The sequence below is a fragment of the Pseudomonas sp. GL_135 genome, assembly GCF_057834665.1.
In genome coordinates, this window is the sequence record NZ_CM174408.1 from 3,376,024 (window position 1) to 3,392,229 (window position 16,206).

18 protein-coding genes, 1 tRNA gene and 1 pseudogene are annotated in these 16,206 nt (G+C 59.3%); 3 read left to right on the forward strand and 17 right to left on the reverse strand.

Annotated features, from left to right (window positions below; all coding sequences use genetic code 11):
* Positions 1 to 16: 16 nt before the first annotated feature.
* A pseudogene (locus AC3ISG_RS14930) lies at positions 17 to 337 on the forward strand (site-specific integrase); the annotation flags it as partial.
* A gap of 77 nt (positions 338 to 414) precedes the next feature.
* Here the strand turns inward: AC3ISG_RS14930 and AC3ISG_RS14935 are convergent.
* From AC3ISG_RS14935 to thrS, 9 genes are all read right to left on the reverse strand, one after another.
* A tRNA-Pro gene (locus tag AC3ISG_RS14935) sits at positions 415 to 491 on the reverse strand.
* A gap of 107 nt (positions 492 to 598) precedes the next feature.
* Positions 599 to 955: a MerR family transcriptional regulator gene (locus AC3ISG_RS14940; RefSeq protein WP_074887387.1), complete on the reverse strand. Its 357-nt coding sequence runs from the start codon at positions 953 to 955 to the stop codon at positions 599 to 601.
* On the reverse strand, positions 936 to 1,238 hold the full coding sequence (gene ihfA, locus AC3ISG_RS14945) for an integration host factor subunit alpha (RefSeq protein ID WP_002553164.1): 303 nt from the start codon (positions 1,236 to 1,238) through the stop codon (positions 936 to 938). Before ihfA ends, AC3ISG_RS14940 begins: the two co-directional genes overlap by 20 nt.
* Positions 1,239 to 1,241: 3 nt before the next feature.
* Positions 1,242 to 3,620, reverse strand: a complete 2,379-nt coding sequence (gene pheT / locus AC3ISG_RS14950; protein ID WP_489297325.1) for a phenylalanine--tRNA ligase subunit beta — start codon at positions 3,618 to 3,620, stop codon at positions 1,242 to 1,244.
* A gap of 32 nt (positions 3,621 to 3,652) precedes the next feature.
* A complete protein-coding gene (gene pheS / locus AC3ISG_RS14955) occupies positions 3,653 to 4,669 on the reverse strand; it encodes a phenylalanine--tRNA ligase subunit alpha (protein WP_489297326.1) in 1,017 nt (338 codons plus the stop codon).
* Positions 4,670 to 4,773: 104 nt separating this feature from the next.
* On the reverse strand, positions 4,774 to 5,130 hold the full coding sequence (gene rplT, locus AC3ISG_RS14960) for a 50S ribosomal protein L20 (RefSeq protein ID WP_007905879.1): 357 nt from the start codon (positions 5,128 to 5,130) through the stop codon (positions 4,774 to 4,776).
* A gap of 28 nt (positions 5,131 to 5,158) precedes the next feature.
* The gene (rpmI, locus tag AC3ISG_RS14965) at positions 5,159 to 5,353 is read right to left on the reverse strand and encodes a 50S ribosomal protein L35 (RefSeq protein WP_003442181.1); all 195 of its coding nucleotides are present in this window, start codon (positions 5,351 to 5,353) and stop codon (positions 5,159 to 5,161) included.
* Positions 5,354 to 5,413: 60 nt separating this feature from the next.
* A complete protein-coding gene (infC, locus tag AC3ISG_RS14970; protein ID WP_172613086.1) occupies positions 5,414 to 5,965 on the reverse strand; it encodes a translation initiation factor IF-3 in 552 nt (183 codons plus the stop codon).
* The gene (gene thrS / locus AC3ISG_RS14975; RefSeq protein WP_122538259.1) at positions 5,965 to 7,887 is read right to left on the reverse strand and encodes a threonine--tRNA ligase; all 1,923 of its coding nucleotides are present in this window, start codon (positions 7,885 to 7,887) and stop codon (positions 5,965 to 5,967) included. The genes infC and thrS overlap by 1 nt, the downstream gene beginning before the upstream one ends.
* A 389-nt stretch (positions 7,888 to 8,276) precedes the next feature.
* Here thrS and AC3ISG_RS14980 point away from each other — a divergent pair, with 389 nt between their 5' ends.
* Together AC3ISG_RS14980 and AC3ISG_RS14985 are read left to right on the forward strand one after the other, a co-directional pair.
* The gene (locus tag AC3ISG_RS14980) at positions 8,277 to 8,591 is read left to right on the forward strand and encodes a hypothetical protein (RefSeq protein WP_122538255.1); all 315 of its coding nucleotides are present in this window, start codon (positions 8,277 to 8,279) and stop codon (positions 8,589 to 8,591) included.
* 297 nt (positions 8,592 to 8,888) lie between these two features.
* Positions 8,889 to 9,101, forward strand: a complete 213-nt coding sequence (locus AC3ISG_RS14985) for a cold-shock protein (RefSeq protein ID WP_065991529.1) — start codon at positions 8,889 to 8,891, stop codon at positions 9,099 to 9,101.
* A 71-nt stretch (positions 9,102 to 9,172) separates the two neighbouring features.
* Here the strand turns inward: AC3ISG_RS14985 and AC3ISG_RS14990 are convergent, their stop codons facing one another.
* The 8 genes from AC3ISG_RS14990 to AC3ISG_RS15025 all read right to left on the reverse strand — a co-directional run bounded on the left by AC3ISG_RS14990 (position 9,173) and on the right by AC3ISG_RS15025 (position 16,121).
* Positions 9,173 to 9,511, reverse strand: coding sequence for an I78 family peptidase inhibitor (locus tag AC3ISG_RS14990; RefSeq protein ID WP_205483986.1), 339 nt, complete (start codon positions 9,509 to 9,511; stop codon positions 9,173 to 9,175).
* 207 nt (positions 9,512 to 9,718) lie between these two features.
* On the reverse strand, positions 9,719 to 10,024 hold the full coding sequence (locus AC3ISG_RS14995) for a hypothetical protein (RefSeq protein WP_489297327.1): 306 nt from the start codon (positions 10,022 to 10,024) through the stop codon (positions 9,719 to 9,721).
* 63 nt (positions 10,025 to 10,087) lie between these two features.
* Positions 10,088 to 11,116, reverse strand: a complete 1,029-nt coding sequence (locus tag AC3ISG_RS15000; protein WP_205483987.1) for a nucleoside hydrolase — start codon at positions 11,114 to 11,116, stop codon at positions 10,088 to 10,090.
* Between the two features lie 42 nt (positions 11,117 to 11,158).
* Positions 11,159 to 11,563 (reverse strand): D-ribose pyranase, encoded by a 405-nt coding sequence (gene rbsD, locus AC3ISG_RS15005; RefSeq protein ID WP_489297328.1) that lies wholly within the window; start codon positions 11,561 to 11,563, stop codon positions 11,159 to 11,161.
* Complete coding sequence (rbsK, locus tag AC3ISG_RS15010; protein WP_489297329.1) at positions 11,560 to 12,504, reverse strand: ribokinase; 945 nt, start codon at positions 12,502 to 12,504, stop codon at positions 11,560 to 11,562. The genes rbsD and rbsK overlap by 4 nt, the downstream gene beginning before the upstream one ends.
* A gap of 47 nt (positions 12,505 to 12,551) precedes the next feature.
* Complete coding sequence (locus tag AC3ISG_RS15015) at positions 12,552 to 13,574, reverse strand: LacI family DNA-binding transcriptional regulator (RefSeq protein WP_122538243.1); 1,023 nt, start codon at positions 13,572 to 13,574, stop codon at positions 12,552 to 12,554.
* Position 13,575: 1 nt separating this feature from the next.
* A complete protein-coding gene (locus AC3ISG_RS15020; RefSeq protein ID WP_122538241.1) occupies positions 13,576 to 14,571 on the reverse strand; it encodes an ABC transporter permease in 996 nt (331 codons plus the stop codon).
* Positions 14,571 to 16,121: a sugar ABC transporter ATP-binding protein gene (locus tag AC3ISG_RS15025; protein ID WP_122624217.1), complete on the reverse strand. Its 1,551-nt coding sequence runs from the start codon at positions 16,119 to 16,121 to the stop codon at positions 14,571 to 14,573. Before AC3ISG_RS15025 ends, AC3ISG_RS15020 begins: the two co-directional genes overlap by 1 nt.
* Positions 16,122 to 16,206: the final 85 nt, after the last annotated feature.

A 16,206-nucleotide genomic window follows, 5' to 3' on the forward strand; every position in this document is an offset into this window, starting at 1 on the left:
CGCTTTGTGTCCGGGCAGACCTGATCGGAAGAGGCAAAAGCAGTCTGAGACCAAAGAGCACTGGACCAAGAAGGTTGAGTAGCGGTACCTGACGCGCGCATTTAAGGACGCCAGGGTGGCGGCGGATTGCTACAACGGATGGAAGGAAGAAGAGATGCCAGGATTCCACAAAGTCAGGGCACTGTCGCTGCACCTGTACAAGAAAGCCGGGAAAGATGGGCAGAAGATCGCTGAGCACTCCAGCAAGGAGATGACCAAAAACTACCAAAAGGAGCACGCCGAGGCGATCTGGTCGGGGGTCATTCCGGAATTCGATATCAGCGAAATCACCGGATAGTTTTGCGCGGGTTTTGCGCAAGCCAGAAATGAAAAAGGGAATCAAACCGGTAAGTGGCTGATTCCCTTTACAAAATATGGTCGGGACGGAGTGATTCGAACACTCGACCCCTAGCACCCCATGCTAGTGCGCTACCGGACTGCGCTACGCCCCGACTAGGCGTTACTCTGTGCTACTTCTTCGTCGCTTATCTTGCGAGAGCGTCGAGGAATATACCCTAAGCTTTTGAATGATGGAAGTATTTCGACGCACCGCGCGATGTCACTTGCGCAGCACCACCAGCACATCTTCCAGCTCGACAATCATCTGTTTGATCAACTGCTTGTACTGCAGTGAATCATCCTTGACCTCATCGCTGGACATGCGCAAACGCGCGCCGCCAATGGTGAAGCCCTGATCGTAAAGCAGCGCGCGGATCTGGCGGATCATCAGCACGTCCTGTCGCTGATAATACCGGCGGTTTCCACGGCGCTTGACCGGATTGAGTTGAGGAAACTCCTGCTCCCAATAACGCAGAACGTGCGGTTTGACCGCGCAGAGCTCGCTGACTTCACCGATGGTGAAGTAGCGTTTGCCGGGGATAGGCGGTAGCTCGTCGTTATGACTTGGTTCCAGCATAAGCCTCAACTCGGGCCTTCAATTTCTGCCCTGGGCGAAAGGTGACCACACGGCGAGCGGTAATCGGGATTTCTTCCCCTGTCTTGGGATTTCGGCCCGGTCGCTGGCGTTTATCGCGCAGATCAAAATTGCCGAATCCGGACAATTTGACCTGCTCGTTATCTTCCAGAGCGTGCCTGATTTCCTCAAAGAACAGCTCGACCAGTTCCTTGGCTTCTCGTTTGTTCAGGCCTAGCTCTTCGTACAGACGTTCGGCCATCTCAGCTTTCGTCAGAGCCCCCATACGCTACATCCTTAACGTGGCGTTTAACCTTGCCTCTAGCGAGGTGAGAATTTGCTGCGTCGAAGCGTTTACCTCATCGTCGGTAAGAGTGCGCGATGGATGTTGCCAGGTCAAGCCGACTGCAAGGCTTTTTCTAAGCGGATCAATGCCTTTACCCTGGTAAACATCAAACAGCCTGAGGTCTGTGAGCCATTCCCCTGCATTCTCTCGAATAACGTCCAGCACGGCAGTCGCAGAAACATCACGATCGGCCAGCAGCGCCAGGTCGCGACGCACTTCCGGGAAGCGAGAAAGCTCATGGAATTTCGGCAGGCGGCCTGTCGCCACTTCAGCCAGAACCAGCTCGAAGACGAACACGGGACGATCAAGGCCCATGGTCTTCGACAGTTCCGGGTGCAGCGCGCCAATGTAGCCGACTTCACGCCCGTCACGCTCGATACGTGCGGTCTGACCCGGGTGCAACGCGGGATGACTTCCGGGTACGAAACGGAAGTCATCTTGCGCACCGGCGAAGCCCAGCACGGCCTCGACGTCGGCCTTTACGTCGAAGAAATCGACGACATCACGGCCTTGCGCCCAGCCTTCCGGGAGACGGCTGCCACAGATCACACCGGCCAGCATCGGCTCTTGCTTCAAGCCTTCCAGCTGACCGACGAAACGCAACCCGCTCTCGAACAGACGCACGCGGTCCTGCTGACGATTGAGGTTGTGTTGCAGAGACTTCACCAGACCCGGCCACAGGGACGAACGCATCGCCGACATGTCAGCCGAGATCGGATTGGCCAGCAACAGCGGTTCAACGCCCGGGCTGAACAGCTCGAACCATTTCTGGTCGATGAAACTGTAGGTGATCGCTTCCTGATAACCGCGAGCCACCAGCAGACGACGCAACGCCGGCAGATCGCTCCGAGCCTCGGCACGCGGTTGCGGTGCCAGGCGCGCCTGTGGGTAACGAACCGGCAGACGGTTGTAACCGTGGAGGCGGGCCAGCTCTTCGATCAGGTCGACTTCGAGGGTGATATCGAAGCGGTGGCTCGGCACCTCAACGCGCCATTGCTCACTGGCGTGAGGCGCGACGGTGAGGCCGAGCGCTGTGAGCAGACGCTCGATTTCCGCTGCGTCCATCTTCATGCCCAGCATCTGCTCGATACGCTCGGCACGCAGGATGATCGGCTCAATGGACGGCAAATGCTGGTCACTGACAGTCTCGATGACCGGACCGGCGTCGCCACCGGTGATTTCCAGAAGCAGGCCAGTGGCGCGCTCCATGGCTTCGCGGGCCAGCTGCCAGTCAACGCCACGCTCATAGCGATGGGAAGCGTCAGTGTGCAGGCCATACGAACGGGCCTTGCCGGCAACGGCGATCTGATCGAAAAAGGCGCTTTCGAGGAAGATATCGCGGGTGGTCGCGGACACACCGCTGTGCTCGCCACCCATGACACCGGCGATGGCCAGGGCACGCTGGTGGTCGGCGATGACCAGGGTATCGGCGCGCAGGCTGACTTCCTGACCGTCCAGCAAGACGAGCTTCTCGCCCTCCTCCGCCATGCGCACACGAATGCCGCCGTTGATTTCGGCAAGGTCGAACGCGTGCAGCGGCTGACCCAGCTCAAGCATCACGTAATTGGTGATGTCCACTGCAGCGTCGATGCTGCGCACGTCCGAGCGACGCAGCCGCTCAACCATCCACAAAGGTGTAGGGCGTGACAGATCGACATTGCGGATAACGCGGCCCAGATAGCGAGGGCACGCCGCAGGCGCGAGCACTTCAACCGGACGAACTTCATCGTGCACGGCCGGCACCACGGCAACCTGAGGACGCGTGACGACTGCGTTATAGAGTGCACCCACTTCACGGGCCAGACCCGCGACCGACAGGCAGTCACCACGGTTGGGCGTCAGGTCGACTTCGATGCTCGCGTCGTCCAGCTCCAGATACCCGCGCACATCCTGGCCCACCGGCGCGTCGGCCGGAAGCTCCATCAAGCCGTCATTGCCCTCGCCCACCTGCAACTCGGCCTGCGAGCACAGCATGCCGTTGGACTCGACGCCCCGCAGCTTGGCTTTCTTGATCTTGAAATCGCCCGGTAACTCGGCGCCGATCATGGCAAACGGGATCTTCAGACCTGGGCGCACGTTCGGCGCGCCGCACACAACCTGAAAGGTCTCAGCGCCATTATTGACCTGGCAAACGCGCAGCTTGTCAGCGTCCGGGTGCTGTCCGGTGCTCAGCACCTCACCCACCACAACACCGCTGAAAACGCCCGCTGCCGGGGTGACGCTGTCTACTTCAAGGCCGGCCATCGACAGACGAGCAACCAGCTCGTCGCGGGACACTTGCGGGCTTACCCAGCCACGCAGCCATTGTTCACTGAATTTCATCCTGCTCTCCTAAAGAATTCGTTACGGGCGACCTAGCGAAATTGCGCGAGGAACCGCAAGTCGTTGTCGAAGAACAGGCGCAAGTCGTTGACGCCATAGCGCAGCATCGCCAGACGTTCTACGCCCATGCCGAAGGCGAAGCCCTGGAATTCTTCCGGATCGATGCCCGACATGCGCAGCACGTTCGGGTGGACCATGCCGCAGCCCATGACTTCAAGCCAGCCGGTCTGTTTGCACACGCGGCAGCCTTTGCCGCTGCACATCACGCACTCCATGTCGACTTCGGCCGAAGGCTCGGTGAACGGGAAATACGAAGGACGGAAACGCACTGCCAGCTCTTTTTCAAAGAACACGCGCAGGAATTCCTCGATGGTGCCTTTCAGGTCGGCGAAGTTGATATCGCGGTCCACCAGCAGGCCTTCGACCTGGTGGAACATCGGGGAATGGGTGATATCGGAGTCACTGCGATACACACGGCCGGGGCAGACGATGCGGATCGGAGGCTTCTGCGATTCCATGGTGCGGACCTGAACCGGCGAGGTATGGGTGCGCAGCAGCATGTTCGCATTGAAATAGAAGGTGTCGTGCATCGACCGGGCCGGGTGATGGCCTGGGATGTTGAGCGCTTCGAAGTTGTGGTAATCGTCTTCCACCTCAGGGCCTTCGGCGATGCCGTAGCCGATGTGGGTGAAGAATTGCTCGATTCGTTCCAGAGTGCGGGTAACCGGATGCAGACCGCCAGTGGTCTGGCCACGGCCAGGCAGGGTCACGTCAATGGATTCGGCCGCGAGCTTGGCCGCAAGATCGGCCTCCTCAAACGATGCCTTCCGCGCATTGAGAACCTCTGTGACACGTTCCTTGGCTTCGTTGATCAGCGCGCCGACTTTCGGACGCTCATCGGCAGGCATATTCCCCAGGGTCTTCATCACCTGAGTCAATTCGCCTTTCTTGCCAAGGTACAGAACCCGGATTTGCTCCAGGGCATTGATATCTTCGGCGCTTTGCACAGCCTCAAGTGCTTGAGAGACCAGCGCGTCCAGGTTTTCCATGTACAGACTCCAGATACAAAATAGGGGAAGAGCTTACAAGGCTCTTCCCCTATTTATGACGTTTAACACCAGACCCCGAGCGGGGTCCGGTGATTGCCGGGGACTTAGGCCAAAGTGGCTTTAGCTTTCTCGACAATCGCAGCAAACGCCGCTTTTTCGTTCACTGCCAGATCAGCCAGAACCTTACGGTCGATCTCGATCGACGCTTTTTTCAGGCCAGCGATGAAACGGCTGTAGGACAGACCGTTGATACGCGCACCAGCGTTGATACGAGCGATCCACAGAGCGCGGAACTGACGTTTTTTCTGACGACGGTCACGGTAGGCGTATTGGCCAGCCTTGATTACCGCTTGCTTGGCAACACGGAATACGCGTGAACGCGCGCCGTAGTAGCCTTTAGCAAGTTTCAGAATTTTTTTGTGACGCTTACGGGCAATGACGCCACGCTTTACACGAGCCATGAGTTAATTCCTCTGTTCTTGATCAAAATTAGCAAAGGCGCAGCATGCGCTTGACTTTTGCCACGTCGGACGGATGCAGCAAGCTGCTTCCACGCAATTGACGCTTACGCTTTGTCGACATTTTGGTCAGGATGTGGCTCTTGAAAGCGTGCTTGTGCTTGATGCCATTCGCGGTTTTCAAAAACCGCTTAGCTGCACCACTTTTAGTCTTCATCTTTGGCATGTTCGGATACTCCGCATTCAGTTGATAAACATAACCGCAAGGCCTGCCGTGCCCTGGTGGTTATTTCTTCTTTTTCGGGGCGATGACCATGATCAGCTGGCGTCCTTCCATCTTAGGATGCTGTTCGACCGAACCGTATTCGAGCAGGTCAGCTTCGACCCGCTTCAACAGTTCCATCCCCAGCTCCTGGTGGGCCATCTCACGACCGCGAAATCTCAAGGAAATCTTGGCCCTGTCCCCGTCACTCAGGAAACGTACCAGGTTGCGTAGTTTTACCTGGTAATCCCCTTCCTCCGTCCCTGGACGAAACTTGATTTCTTTAACCTGGATCTGCTTCTGATTCTTCTTGGCGGCAGCAACCTGTTTCTTCTTCTCGAAGATCGATTTGCCGTAGTCCATCAGTTTGCAAACAGGGGGTACTGCATCGGCGGAAATTTCCACCAGATCCAGTTTGGCCTCTTCAGCCTTAAGAAGCGCGTCTTCAATTGACACAATCCCAAGCTGCTCACCCTCAGCCCCAATTAAACGAACCTCACGTGCCGAGATATTCTCGTTGATCGGGGCTTTCGGTGCAGCTCGTTTATCTTGTCTCATTTCACGCTTAATAATAATTACTCCGAATCTTGGCGACCACGCCGGGAAACCGCTTGTGCAAGGAACTCCGAGAACTGGGCGACCGGCATCGAGCCAAGGTCTGCGCCTTCACGTGTACGCACAGCGACAGTTTGTGTTTCAACCTCCCGATCCCCAATCACGAGGAGATACGGAATTTTGAGCAACGTATGCTCGCGGATTTTAAAGCCGATCTTTTCATTTCTCAAGTCGGACTTGGCACGGAATCCGCTTTGCGCCAATGTTTTTTCCACCTCAAGGGCAAAATCAGCCTGTTTATCAGTGATATTCATGATCACTGCTTGAGTTGGAGCAAGCCACGCAGGAAACGCGCCTTCGTAATGCTCGATCAGGATTCCGATGAAGCGCTCGAAGGAGCCAAGAATTGCGCGGTGCAACATGACTGGGTGCTTGCGACCGTTGTCTTCCGACACGAATTCGGCGCCCAGACGGATCGGCAGGTTGAAATCGAGCTGCAGAGTACCGCATTGCCAGACGCGACCCAAGCAATCCTTGAGAGAAAATTCGATCTTCGGACCGTAGAACGCACCCTCGCCCGGTTGCAAATCGTACGGCAGGCCAGCACTGTCAAGGGCTGCAGCCAGTGCGGACTCGGCGCGATCCCACAATTCATCGGAGCCGACACGTTTCTCCGGCCGGGTCGACAGCTTCATTTCGATGTCTTTGAAACCGAAATCGGCGTAGACGGCCATGGTCAGCTTGATGAACGCGGCGGATTCAGCCTGCATTTGTTCTTCGGTGCAGAAGATATGCGCATCGTCCTGGGTGAACGCTCGGACACGCATGATGCCGTGCAGTGCGCCCGAAGGTTCGTTGCGGTGGCAAGCGCCGAATTCGGCCAGACGCATCGGCAACTCGCGGTAGCTTTTCAGGCCCTGATTGAACACCTGCACGTGGCAAGGGCAGTTCATCGGCTTGATGGCGTAGTCGCGGTTTTCCGACTCGGTGGTGAACATATTCTCGGCGTAGTTTGCCCAGTGCCCGGACTTCTCCCACAGGGAGCGGTCGACGACCTGAGGCGTCTTGATTTCCAGGTAGCCGTTCTCGCGCTGGGTTTTGCGCATGTACTGTTCAAGAACCTGATAGAGCGTCCAGCCGTTCGGGTGCCAGAACACCATGCCCGGCGCTTCTTCCTGGGTATGGAACAGGCCCAGACGCTTGCCGATCTTGCGGTGATCGCGCTTTTCGGCTTCTTCAATGCGCTGAATGTAAGCCGCCAGCTGCTTCTTGTCGGCCCAGGCCGTGCCATAAACGCGCTGCAATTGCTCGTTTTTGGCATCGCCGCGCCAGTAGGCGCCGGAGAGCTTGGTCAATTTGAACGACTTCAGAAAACGGGTGTTCGGCACATGCGGGCCGCGGCACATGTCGACGTATTCTTCGTGGTAGTACAGGCCCATGGCCTGCTCGTTTGGCATGTCTTCGACCAGACGCAGCTTGTAGTCTTCGCCACGGGCCGTAAACACGTCGATCACTTCCGCGCGCGGCGTGACCTTCTTGATGACGTCGTAATCCTTTTCGATCAGCTGTTGCATGCGCTGCTCGATCGCCGCCATGTCGTCCGGCGTGAAAGGACGCTCATAGGCGATGTCGTAATAGAAGCCATCATCGATGACCGGGCCGATCACCATCTTTGCAGTCGGATAGAGTTGCTTGACGGCGTGGCCGACCAGATGCGCGCAGGAGTGACGAATGATCTCCAGGCCTTCCTGATCCTTGGGGGTGATGATTTGCAGGCTCGCATCGGTGTCGATGATGTCGCTGGCATCAACCAGTTGACCGTTGACCTTGCCGGCCACGGTGGCTTTGGCCAGGCCCGCACCAATGGATGCTGCGACCTCGGCAACGGATACCGGGTGATCGAAAGAACGTTGACTGCCGTCGGGAAGAGTAATAGTTGGCATGGCGCCTCCTCTCCTAGTGGTGACCCCTACCAAAGGTCACGTGGGTGGGATAGAGCCAGTACGCGATTCGGTGGTATGCCTGCCTCACAGTGGCAGGAGCCCGAAGGCCAACCTGAAGACCGAACCAGAGTGACTGGAACTTACGAAATCGACAGAACTTGCAGCAGGGCACCGGGGCCCCGCGAGACGCGAGCTAATCTGCAGGCGCGCATGCTATCACAGCGTTTCGGCAGGGTCAGCTAAACGGTGGCTGGCGTCGCACGCGGATCAGCAATTGAACCAAGCCGCAGCAGCGCCACGGAACTGGTGCGCTTCAAGGACCTCAGATTATCCGTAGTACCTGTTCAAGGCCTGACACCTCGACGGCCACCGACAAAAAGGAAATCACCATGAAGCTTCTACGCGTTGCCGCCCTTCTCGCCCCGCTGGCCCTGACACTGCCCCTCAGCGCTCATGCCGCGATGGATGCGAAAACCAAGACCAGCTACATGAACGAATGCACCACCGCAGCCACCCAGAGCAATCCATCGATGGACGCCAGTGCAGTTAAAGCGCACTGCGAGTGCGGCGCTCAACAAATTGACAAGAACTTCTCCGACAAGGAGATTGCGTCGCTGAATGACAAAACGACGCCTCCCAGTACCGATATGACCTCTCGCCTGCAGGCTGCGGTGAGCAAAAATTGCCTGAACGGCAAAAAATAAAAAATTTACATTTCCTTGATGCCCCACACCGGGGCGTAAAGAAGCGGGTCAAGGCTGACACGCTGAAGGCCACGAATTCTGCGGGTTTCAGGCATACCAGAAGGGTTTGCCGATGCACCCTTTGATGATGGAAAACAGGCCTCTGGAGCGCCTTTGGGGCGTTATATCGAGGATGCTGACGCAAAGTTCTAATCGAAAAAGTCCAGCATTCACACAATTCGACTATGATAGCGCTCGTGTGCCCAGTTGGCCTGAGCAACACAGCACTACTGAAAATTATGTTCCTGGAGATACACCATGTCTAATCGCCAATCCGGCACCGTAAAATGGTTCAACGATGAAAAAGGCTTCGGCTTCATCACCCCACAGGGTGGCGGCGACGACCTTTTTGTACATTTCAAAGCCATTGAATCCGACGGTTTCAAGAGCTTGAAAGAAGGCCAGACTGTTTCCTTCGTGGCTGAGAAAGGCCAAAAGGGCATGCAAGCTGCTCAGGTTCGCGCGGAGTAATCCCAGCGATCTGAAAAAACCCCGTCACTGACGGGGTTTTTTTATGCCTGCAATTTCGTGGTGCGCCGGCGTTAACCGCAATTGACGCGGTTCACCTTCCCTGAATCGTCAGTGTTCAGGTTCAGACGATCCGAGCGGTATTCCAGTGTGACGATGTCATGGGGCCCGAGCACTCTGGCGGTCTGCGCGCCGGCCTTGGCCTTCGCCTGATCCAGCAATGCCGCTGACGCCGGCTTGCCAACAGCGAACTGCACTGCTGCCGCGTCACAACGGGCATAACCACCAGCGGAACTGGCCGGGGAACTGGCGACGCTCTCCTCAGGCTGGCTCGTAGACTCCGACGTGCTGCTGCAACCGGCCAGCAGCGCTGCGGCGAGCACCAGACCCGATGATGCGTATTTCCAGGGCATACAACCTCCTAACGTTTAACTAAAGCAGAACCTCTGCGACAGCGGTCCAGCCGCTTCGTTTCGCCATGGATAAACCAGGGCGAGCAAACCTCCTCTGTCGAGGACAGCGCAGGAGTCTGCCCCAAGCGTCACTCGCCCGGCGCATTCAATCGTGACAAAACGTTTAAAACAGCGCCCGCAGGACCCATTGAGCAGGATGGGCGCGGCTCAGTAGACGTCCACGTAATCCGTGGTGGGGTTGGCCCAGTTGTCGCGAAGGGCATTGTAGATCTGCGTCACCCATACGGCATCGCTGGCAGCCACCGGGCCCACGCAACCGGAACCGGCCGCCCAGGTCTCCAGACGAAACAGCAGTCCCCCAATGTCCACGCCGCCCACCGCGTCGCTGGAAATCCACGCGCGACCGTCCCGGCTGACGCGCAACTGGGTATGCACGCCATCCTGCGCAGCCGCGATCATTTGCCGGACGGCGTCGAGGGTGAGGGAATCGGAATTATTGAGATCGATAGACACGGTTTTGCACCTTGATTGCTCTGCGCCGAGCATCGGGATGCCACACGGCGCAGCACGGCGGATTTACTTCAGAAGACCGAGGCGCTGAGTCAGCAGATCAAAAAAGCCTTGGGCATCCCCATTTTCCACCCAGAACACATTTTTGTTCTGAGCAAGGGTGTCGTACCAGTCGGCGATGGTCTGGCCGTGGGTCACACCCTCACGGTTATCGATCACCAGATTGACCTGCCGGCCGCTGAACAGCTCCGGCTTGATCAGCCAGGCAATCACGCTCGCATCATGCACCGGCCCGCCGGGCAGGCCGTAATGGACCATGTCAGCCTTGACGTACTCGTTGAGGATACCGCTGACCAGCTTGCCGGCCTGATTGTTCAAGCCATCGATCTGCTTGATACGCGCTTCGCTGGTGAGGATCTTGTGGGTGACGTCCAACGGCACATAGGTCAGCTTCACACCGCTGGCCAGGACAACCTTCGCCGCGTCGGGATCGGCGTAGATATTGAACTCGGCCACCGGGGTGATGTTGCCACCGTTGAAGTGGGCGCCGCCCATGACCACGACTTCCTTGATGCCCTGGGTGATTTCCGGCGCCTGAATCAGCGCGAGCGCCAGGTTGGTCTGCGGCCCGAGCATGGCGATGGTGATGCTGTGGGGCGCAGCTTTCTTCAGGGTATCGACAAGGTACTGCACGGCATTGCCTTCAGCCAGCGGCTTCTTCGGCTCATGCACTTCCACGCCCGGCAGTCCTTCTTTGCCGTGAATGTTTTCGGCGTAGATCGGCGTACGCACCAGCGGTTTGCCCGCACCGGCGTACACCGGCACTTCTTCGCGGCCGGCCCATTCCCGAGCCAGCCTGGCATTGCGGGAGGTCTTGTCGATGCGCACGTTGCCCGCCACGGTGGTGATCGCCATGACATTGAGTTCTTGCGGCGACGCCAGCGCCAGGAGCAGTGCGACGACGTCGTCGGCGCCCGGGTCGGTGTCGATGATCACGTTGCGCTTCTCGGCGGCATGCACGGACGTGGCGGATAAAATGGCCAACAGCGCGGCACTCCTGATCAGCCCGGTGAAAAAATGTCGGGTTGTGTTCATGGGAACTCCTTGTTCCTGACGGCTAAAGATGAAAAAACGGCGTTAAAAAACCACGCCCGCCACCAGCGCGATGTTGGTGTATGGCTGGCATTCGCCGGTGCGGATGATAGCCCGAGCACCACGGCTCAGCTGTTTCAATGCGTCATGAGTCACCAGGCGTTGCTCACCGAGGCTGCCCGAAGCATGCAAGCTCGAAACGGTGGCCAACGCTGGCGGCTGTTTCGACAGCATCTCTTCGGCGAGGACATGACTCTGGACCTGCATTTCAGTCAGCACCACATTCAGCACGCTGAGGAAATCGGGCACACCGTGGGTCAGGGCCAGATCGATCAGCTCGACGCCGGCCGGCACGGGCATGCCCGCATCGACGATCATCAGGATGTCACCGTGCCCCAGGGACGCGATGGCGCGGGACAGGGCGATATTCAGCAGCGGTGTTTTTTTCATGATTGATGCCCTTGTGCGGCGGAGTGTGCCGCAGAGACCTGAACCTCGGCGAACGTCGGAATGGAAGGCTGGGCGCCGGAACGGGTAACGGAGAGCGCCGCAGCGACCTGACCGAAGCGAATGGCGTCCGATTCGGATTTGCCATCGGCCAGCGCCGCCGCGAAGCCGCCGACAAAGGTATCGCCGGCCGCCGTGGTGTCAACGGGCTGGACCTTTGGCGCCGGGAAGTGCTCGGAGCGAGACGCGCTGGCAAACAGGGCACCCTGCTCGCCCAGCGTGACGATCACCTTGCTGACGCCGGCTTTCAGCAATGCCGATGCAGCGGCGTCTGCACTGGCGGTGCTGTCGACTGGCAAACCGGTCAGCGCGGTGGCCTCGCTTTCATTCGGGATCAGGTAATCGATCCAGGCGAACCATTCGGCCGGCAGCGGGCCACTGGCCGGCGCCGGGTTGAGGATGACGGTCTTGCCCAGTTCGTGACCGCGCTTGAGCACGTGGCCGACCGTGTCGAGCGGCACTTCAAGCTGGCAGATGATGACGTCGGCACCGGACAGCAACGCATCGAAGCTGTCCACCACGGAGGCGGTGACGTGGCCGTTGCCGCCCGCCACGATGACGATTGCGTTCTGGCTGCTGTCATCGACGACAATCAGCGCGACGCCGGTGGACTCGCCGGTGACGCGGGTGACTGCCTGGCAATCGATGCCTTCGGCAAGCAGCGCGGTGCGAAGTTGTTCGCCGTAGGCGTCATCGCCGACGCAACCGATCATGGCGACACTGGCGCCGAGTCGCGCCGCCGCCACGGCCTGATTGGCGCCCTTGCCGCCCGGCACGGTGACGAACGACTGCCCGGCCAGTGTTTCTCCGGCCCGGGGCAAACGCGGCGCGCGCGTCACCAGGTCCATGTTCAGGCTGCCCACTATCACTACTTTTGCTTGCATGACGTCTACTCTTCAGAACACTTTTCAGACCGCGCGGAGCGCTCGGCTTAACGAAATTCGGTAAATACCTGGGGTGGAGGCGCTGTGGATTCGCGCAGCACAATACTCGGCGCAACAACCAAGTGTTCGACAGCGGTTTCGCCCCGCGACGAGATCCGCCGCAGCAGCATCTCGGCAGCGCGCTCGCCCAGTTGCAGAATGGATTGGCCGACGGTGGTCAGGGCCGGGTAAACGTACTGGCTCATCTGGATGTCGTCGAAGCCAATGACCGACAGATCGGCCGGGACCCGCACGTTACGCTCGGCGGCGGCGCGCAATACACCGATGCCGACCATGTCGTTGGCCGCGAAAATGGCGGTCGGCGGATCCCGCTCCAGCAGTTTCACCGCAGCAAGATAGCCACTGGGGCCGGTGAAATCGCTTTCTACCACCCAGCTTTCCGGCACGTCGACCGAAGCTTCCTGCATCGCCCGGTGATACCCCGCCAGACGCATCTTCGCCACGCTGGTTTGGGCCGGGCCGCAGATACAGGCGATGTGCCGGTGGCCGAGGGACAGCAAATGCGACGTCGCCAGGTACGCGCCCAGCTCGTGGTCGATGCGCACCAGATCAGCCGTCACGCCGTCCAGGTCCCGGTCGACGATAACCAAAGGCGTGCGAACTGCGGACAAGCCCTCGACGAGGCTGTCACCGCCGCCCACCGACGAGACGATCAGGCCGTCGACGCGTTTTTCCAGCAGCACACGCAGATAACTGCGCTGCTTGTCGGGGTTGTCGTCGGAATTGCAGAGGATCACGCAGAAGCCGTTGCGCTCGCAGTAATCCTCGATGCCCCGGGCCAGTTCGGCGAAGTACGGGTTGATGCCGTTGGGAATCAACAGGCCGATGGTCGCGGTGGCCTTGGCCTTGAGCGACCGCGCAACGGCGCTGGGCACGTAATCCAGCTGCACGATGGCGGCTTCGACCTTCTTGCGCACCTCTTCACTGACCGGTCGGGTGCGGTTAAGGACGTGGGACACCGTGGTGTAGGAAATCCCGGCAATCGCCGCTACATCCTTGATGGTTGCCATGTCAGCCGCGCCGCCGCGCGCGATTGCTGCGGTAGGTATCGAGGACCACCGCGACGACGATCACGGCGCCGGTGATGATACGTTTCGTTGGCTCGGTCGCGCCGATCTGCGCCAGCCCTGCCGCCAGCACCGAAATGATCAGCACGCCGAAAAAGGTGCTGATCACCGAACCGCGCCCGCCCATCAGACTGGTGCCGCCAATAACCACTGCTGCAATCACTTGCAGCTCAAGGCCGGAACCGGCGTTGGGATCAGCGGCTTCAAGGCGTGAAATCTGGAATAGCGCCGCGACGCCTGCCAGCAGACCCATCAGCGAGAATACGAGGATCTTGTAGGGCTTGGGATTGATCCCCGCCAGACGCACGGCTTCCTCATTGGTGCCGATGCCGATCAGGTAGCGGCCGAACACGGTGCGGGTCAGCACGGCCTGGGCGGCGAAGATGACGATCAGGGCAATGACGAACGAAGGCGAAATACCGAATGCGAAGGGATTGGACAACCACGCAAAGGAGTCACCTATGTACGCAGTGCGCGAGTCGGTCAGTTGGTATGCCACGCCGCGGGCCATTTCCAGCACGCCGAGGGAAACGATAAACGAAGGAATGCGCCACGCCACGGTGATCGAGCCGGTCAGCGTACCGGCCGCCGTTGCGCAGGCAATGCCCAGCAACGCCGACGGAAACACGCCCCAGCCCCAGCCGAGCATGGCCACACTGACCGCCGAAGCAGCCAGCGCCAGCACCGAACCCACCGACAGGTCGATGCCGCCGATGATCAGGATGAAGGTCATGCCGACCGCCAGCACCATCAGGTCGGGAATCTGGTTGGCCAGCGTGCTGAAGGTTTCGTACGACAGGAAATGATCGCTGAGCAACGAGAACAACACGATCATCGCCAGCAGTGCGCCTGCCAGCCCGAGGTAGGTGCCCAGGCCGAAGTAATTGCCGCTGCGCTTGCCCGGAGACGGCAGCGCGGCAGGAGAAGTAGAAGTTTTCATCAGTCGATCCTGGGCGCGGCTTCAGACAGCAGCGCGTCACGTTTTTGATAGCCCGCGAAGGCAGCGGCAAGCAGTTCGTCCTGGGTCCAGGTGTCGCGCTCGAAGGTGTCAATCAGGCGCCCGGCAGACAGCACGCCGATGCGGTCGCAGATCAGCATCAGCTCGCGCAGATCACTGGAGACCACCACCAGCGCCCTGCCCTGCCGGGTCAGTTCACCCAGCAGCGCGTAGATGTCGAACTTGGCGCCGACGTCGATGCCGCGCGTGGGCTCGTCGAACAACATCACCTGGCAATCGCGCTCCAGCCAGCGGCCGATCACGACCTTCTGCTGATTGCCGCCCGACAGTTCCGACACCAGTTGCGTCGGGCTCGAACTGCGAATGCGCATGGCGCCCACCTGACGCTGAGCCAAAGCGATCTCCGAATTGCCGTTGACCACGCCGGCACTGGAAATGGCCTCCATGTTGCCCAGCGCGATGTTGGCACTGATCGATTGCGACAGCAGCAGGCCCTCGCCTTTGCGGTCTTCGGTGATCAAGGCGATGCCATGACCCACGGCGTCCACCGGCGATTTGATCTGCACGCTGCGCAGCGGGCTGCCGACTTCGATGCTGCCGCTGTCGGCCACGTCCGCGCCGTAGATCAGCCGCAGCAGCTCAGTACGCCCGGCACCGATCAGCCCGGAAATCCCGAAGATTTCACCGGCCCGGACATCAAAGGAAACATCGCGGACCTTGTCGGCGCGATTCAGGCCTTTGACCGACAGCGCCACTGCGCCAATCTTGCGCTCGCCCAAATCGATCTTCTCGCCCAGCTCACGGCCAACCATCAACGTGACCAGTTGCTCGCTGTTGTAGTTGGCCATGAAGTCGACGCAGACCAGCTTGCCGTCGCGCAACACGGCGATGCGCTGGGCGACGCGGGCCAGTTCTTCCAGGCGGTGGGAGATGTAAATGATGGAAACGCCGCGATCCTGTAGACGGGTGATCTGCTCAAAGAGCATTTCCACCTCACGCGCCGTCAGCATCGCCGTCGGCTCGTCGAGAATCAGCACATGGCAGTCGCCGATCAGGTTGCGGGCGATTTCGACCATCTGTTGATGGCCGATGCCCAGTTCGCTGACCAGCGTGTCCGGGTCGATGGCCTCGAGGCCGACCTGGGCCATGGCCTTGATCGCCTCTTCGCGCAGCTTGCGACGATTGATGAAACCGGCGCGGCTGGGCAGGTTGTCGAGAAACAGGTTTTCCGCCACCGACAGCGTCGGCAGCAGATTGAGTTCTTGCATGACCATGCGCACGCCGAGCTTTTCGGCCTGGGTGCGACTGGCAGGCTGGTAGGGTTGCCCCTGAAATTGCATCTGGCCGGTGGTCGGCGTGACCAGCCCGCCGATGATTTTCGACAGCGTGCTTTTGCCCGCGCCGTTTTCCCCGGTCAAGGCCAGCACTTCCCCACGCATGAGCGTCAGGTCGATGTCACCGAGTACGGGTTGGGCGTAGGTTTTGCCAATACCACTGACAGATAGAACAGCGGCCTGAGCAGACGCTGACATAACGATCTCCACGCACCTGCCCTCACGGGCAGGCGGTACATATTTGGAAACGGTGGGTTTGGAATGTACTGACTGAGAGACCAGG

What these genes read in the sequence shown, in the direction of transcription:
- AC3ISG_RS14940 (WP_074887387.1), bottom strand. Translation starts at nt 955, where the DNA reads ATGCTGGAACCAAGTCATAACGACGAGCTACCGCCTATCCCCGGCAAA.
- ihfA (WP_002553164.1), bottom strand. Translation starts at nt 1,238, where the DNA reads ATGGGGGCTCTGACGAAAGCTGAGATGGCCGAACGTCTGTACGAAGAG.
- pheT (WP_489297325.1), bottom strand. Translation starts at nt 3,620, where the DNA reads ATGAAATTCAGTGAACAATGGCTGCGTGGCTGGGTAAGCCCGCAAGTG.
- pheS (WP_489297326.1), bottom strand. Translation starts at nt 4,669, where the DNA reads ATGGAAAACCTGGACGCGCTGGTCTCTCAAGCACTTGAGGCTGTGCAA.
- rplT (WP_007905879.1), bottom strand. Translation starts at nt 5,130, where the DNA reads ATGGCTCGTGTAAAGCGTGGCGTCATTGCCCGTAAGCGTCACAAAAAA.
- rpmI (WP_003442181.1), bottom strand. Translation starts at nt 5,353, where the DNA reads ATGCCAAAGATGAAGACTAAAAGTGGTGCAGCTAAGCGGTTTTTGAAA.
- thrS (WP_122538259.1), bottom strand. Translation starts at nt 7,887, where the DNA reads ATGCCAACTATTACTCTTCCCGACGGCAGTCAACGTTCTTTCGATCAC.
- AC3ISG_RS14980 (WP_122538255.1), top strand. Translation starts at nt 8,277, where the DNA reads ATGAAGCTTCTACGCGTTGCCGCCCTTCTCGCCCCGCTGGCCCTGACA.
- AC3ISG_RS14985 (WP_065991529.1), top strand. Translation starts at nt 8,889, where the DNA reads ATGTCTAATCGCCAATCCGGCACCGTAAAATGGTTCAACGATGAAAAA.
- AC3ISG_RS14990 (WP_205483986.1), bottom strand. Translation starts at nt 9,511, where the DNA reads ATGCCCTGGAAATACGCATCATCGGGTCTGGTGCTCGCCGCAGCGCTG.
- AC3ISG_RS15000 (WP_205483987.1), bottom strand. Translation starts at nt 11,116, where the DNA reads ATGAACACAACCCGACATTTTTTCACCGGGCTGATCAGGAGTGCCGCG.
- rbsD (WP_489297328.1), bottom strand. Translation starts at nt 11,563, where the DNA reads ATGAAAAAAACACCGCTGCTGAATATCGCCCTGTCCCGCGCCATCGCG.
- rbsK (WP_489297329.1), bottom strand. Translation starts at nt 12,504, where the DNA reads ATGCAAGCAAAAGTAGTGATAGTGGGCAGCCTGAACATGGACCTGGTG.
- AC3ISG_RS15015 (WP_122538243.1), bottom strand. Translation starts at nt 13,574, where the DNA reads ATGGCAACCATCAAGGATGTAGCGGCGATTGCCGGGATTTCCTACACC.
- AC3ISG_RS15020 (WP_122538241.1), bottom strand. Translation starts at nt 14,571, where the DNA reads ATGAAAACTTCTACTTCTCCTGCCGCGCTGCCGTCTCCGGGCAAGCGC.
- AC3ISG_RS15025 (WP_122624217.1), bottom strand. Translation starts at nt 16,121, where the DNA reads ATGTCAGCGTCTGCTCAGGCCGCTGTTCTATCTGTCAGTGGTATTGGC.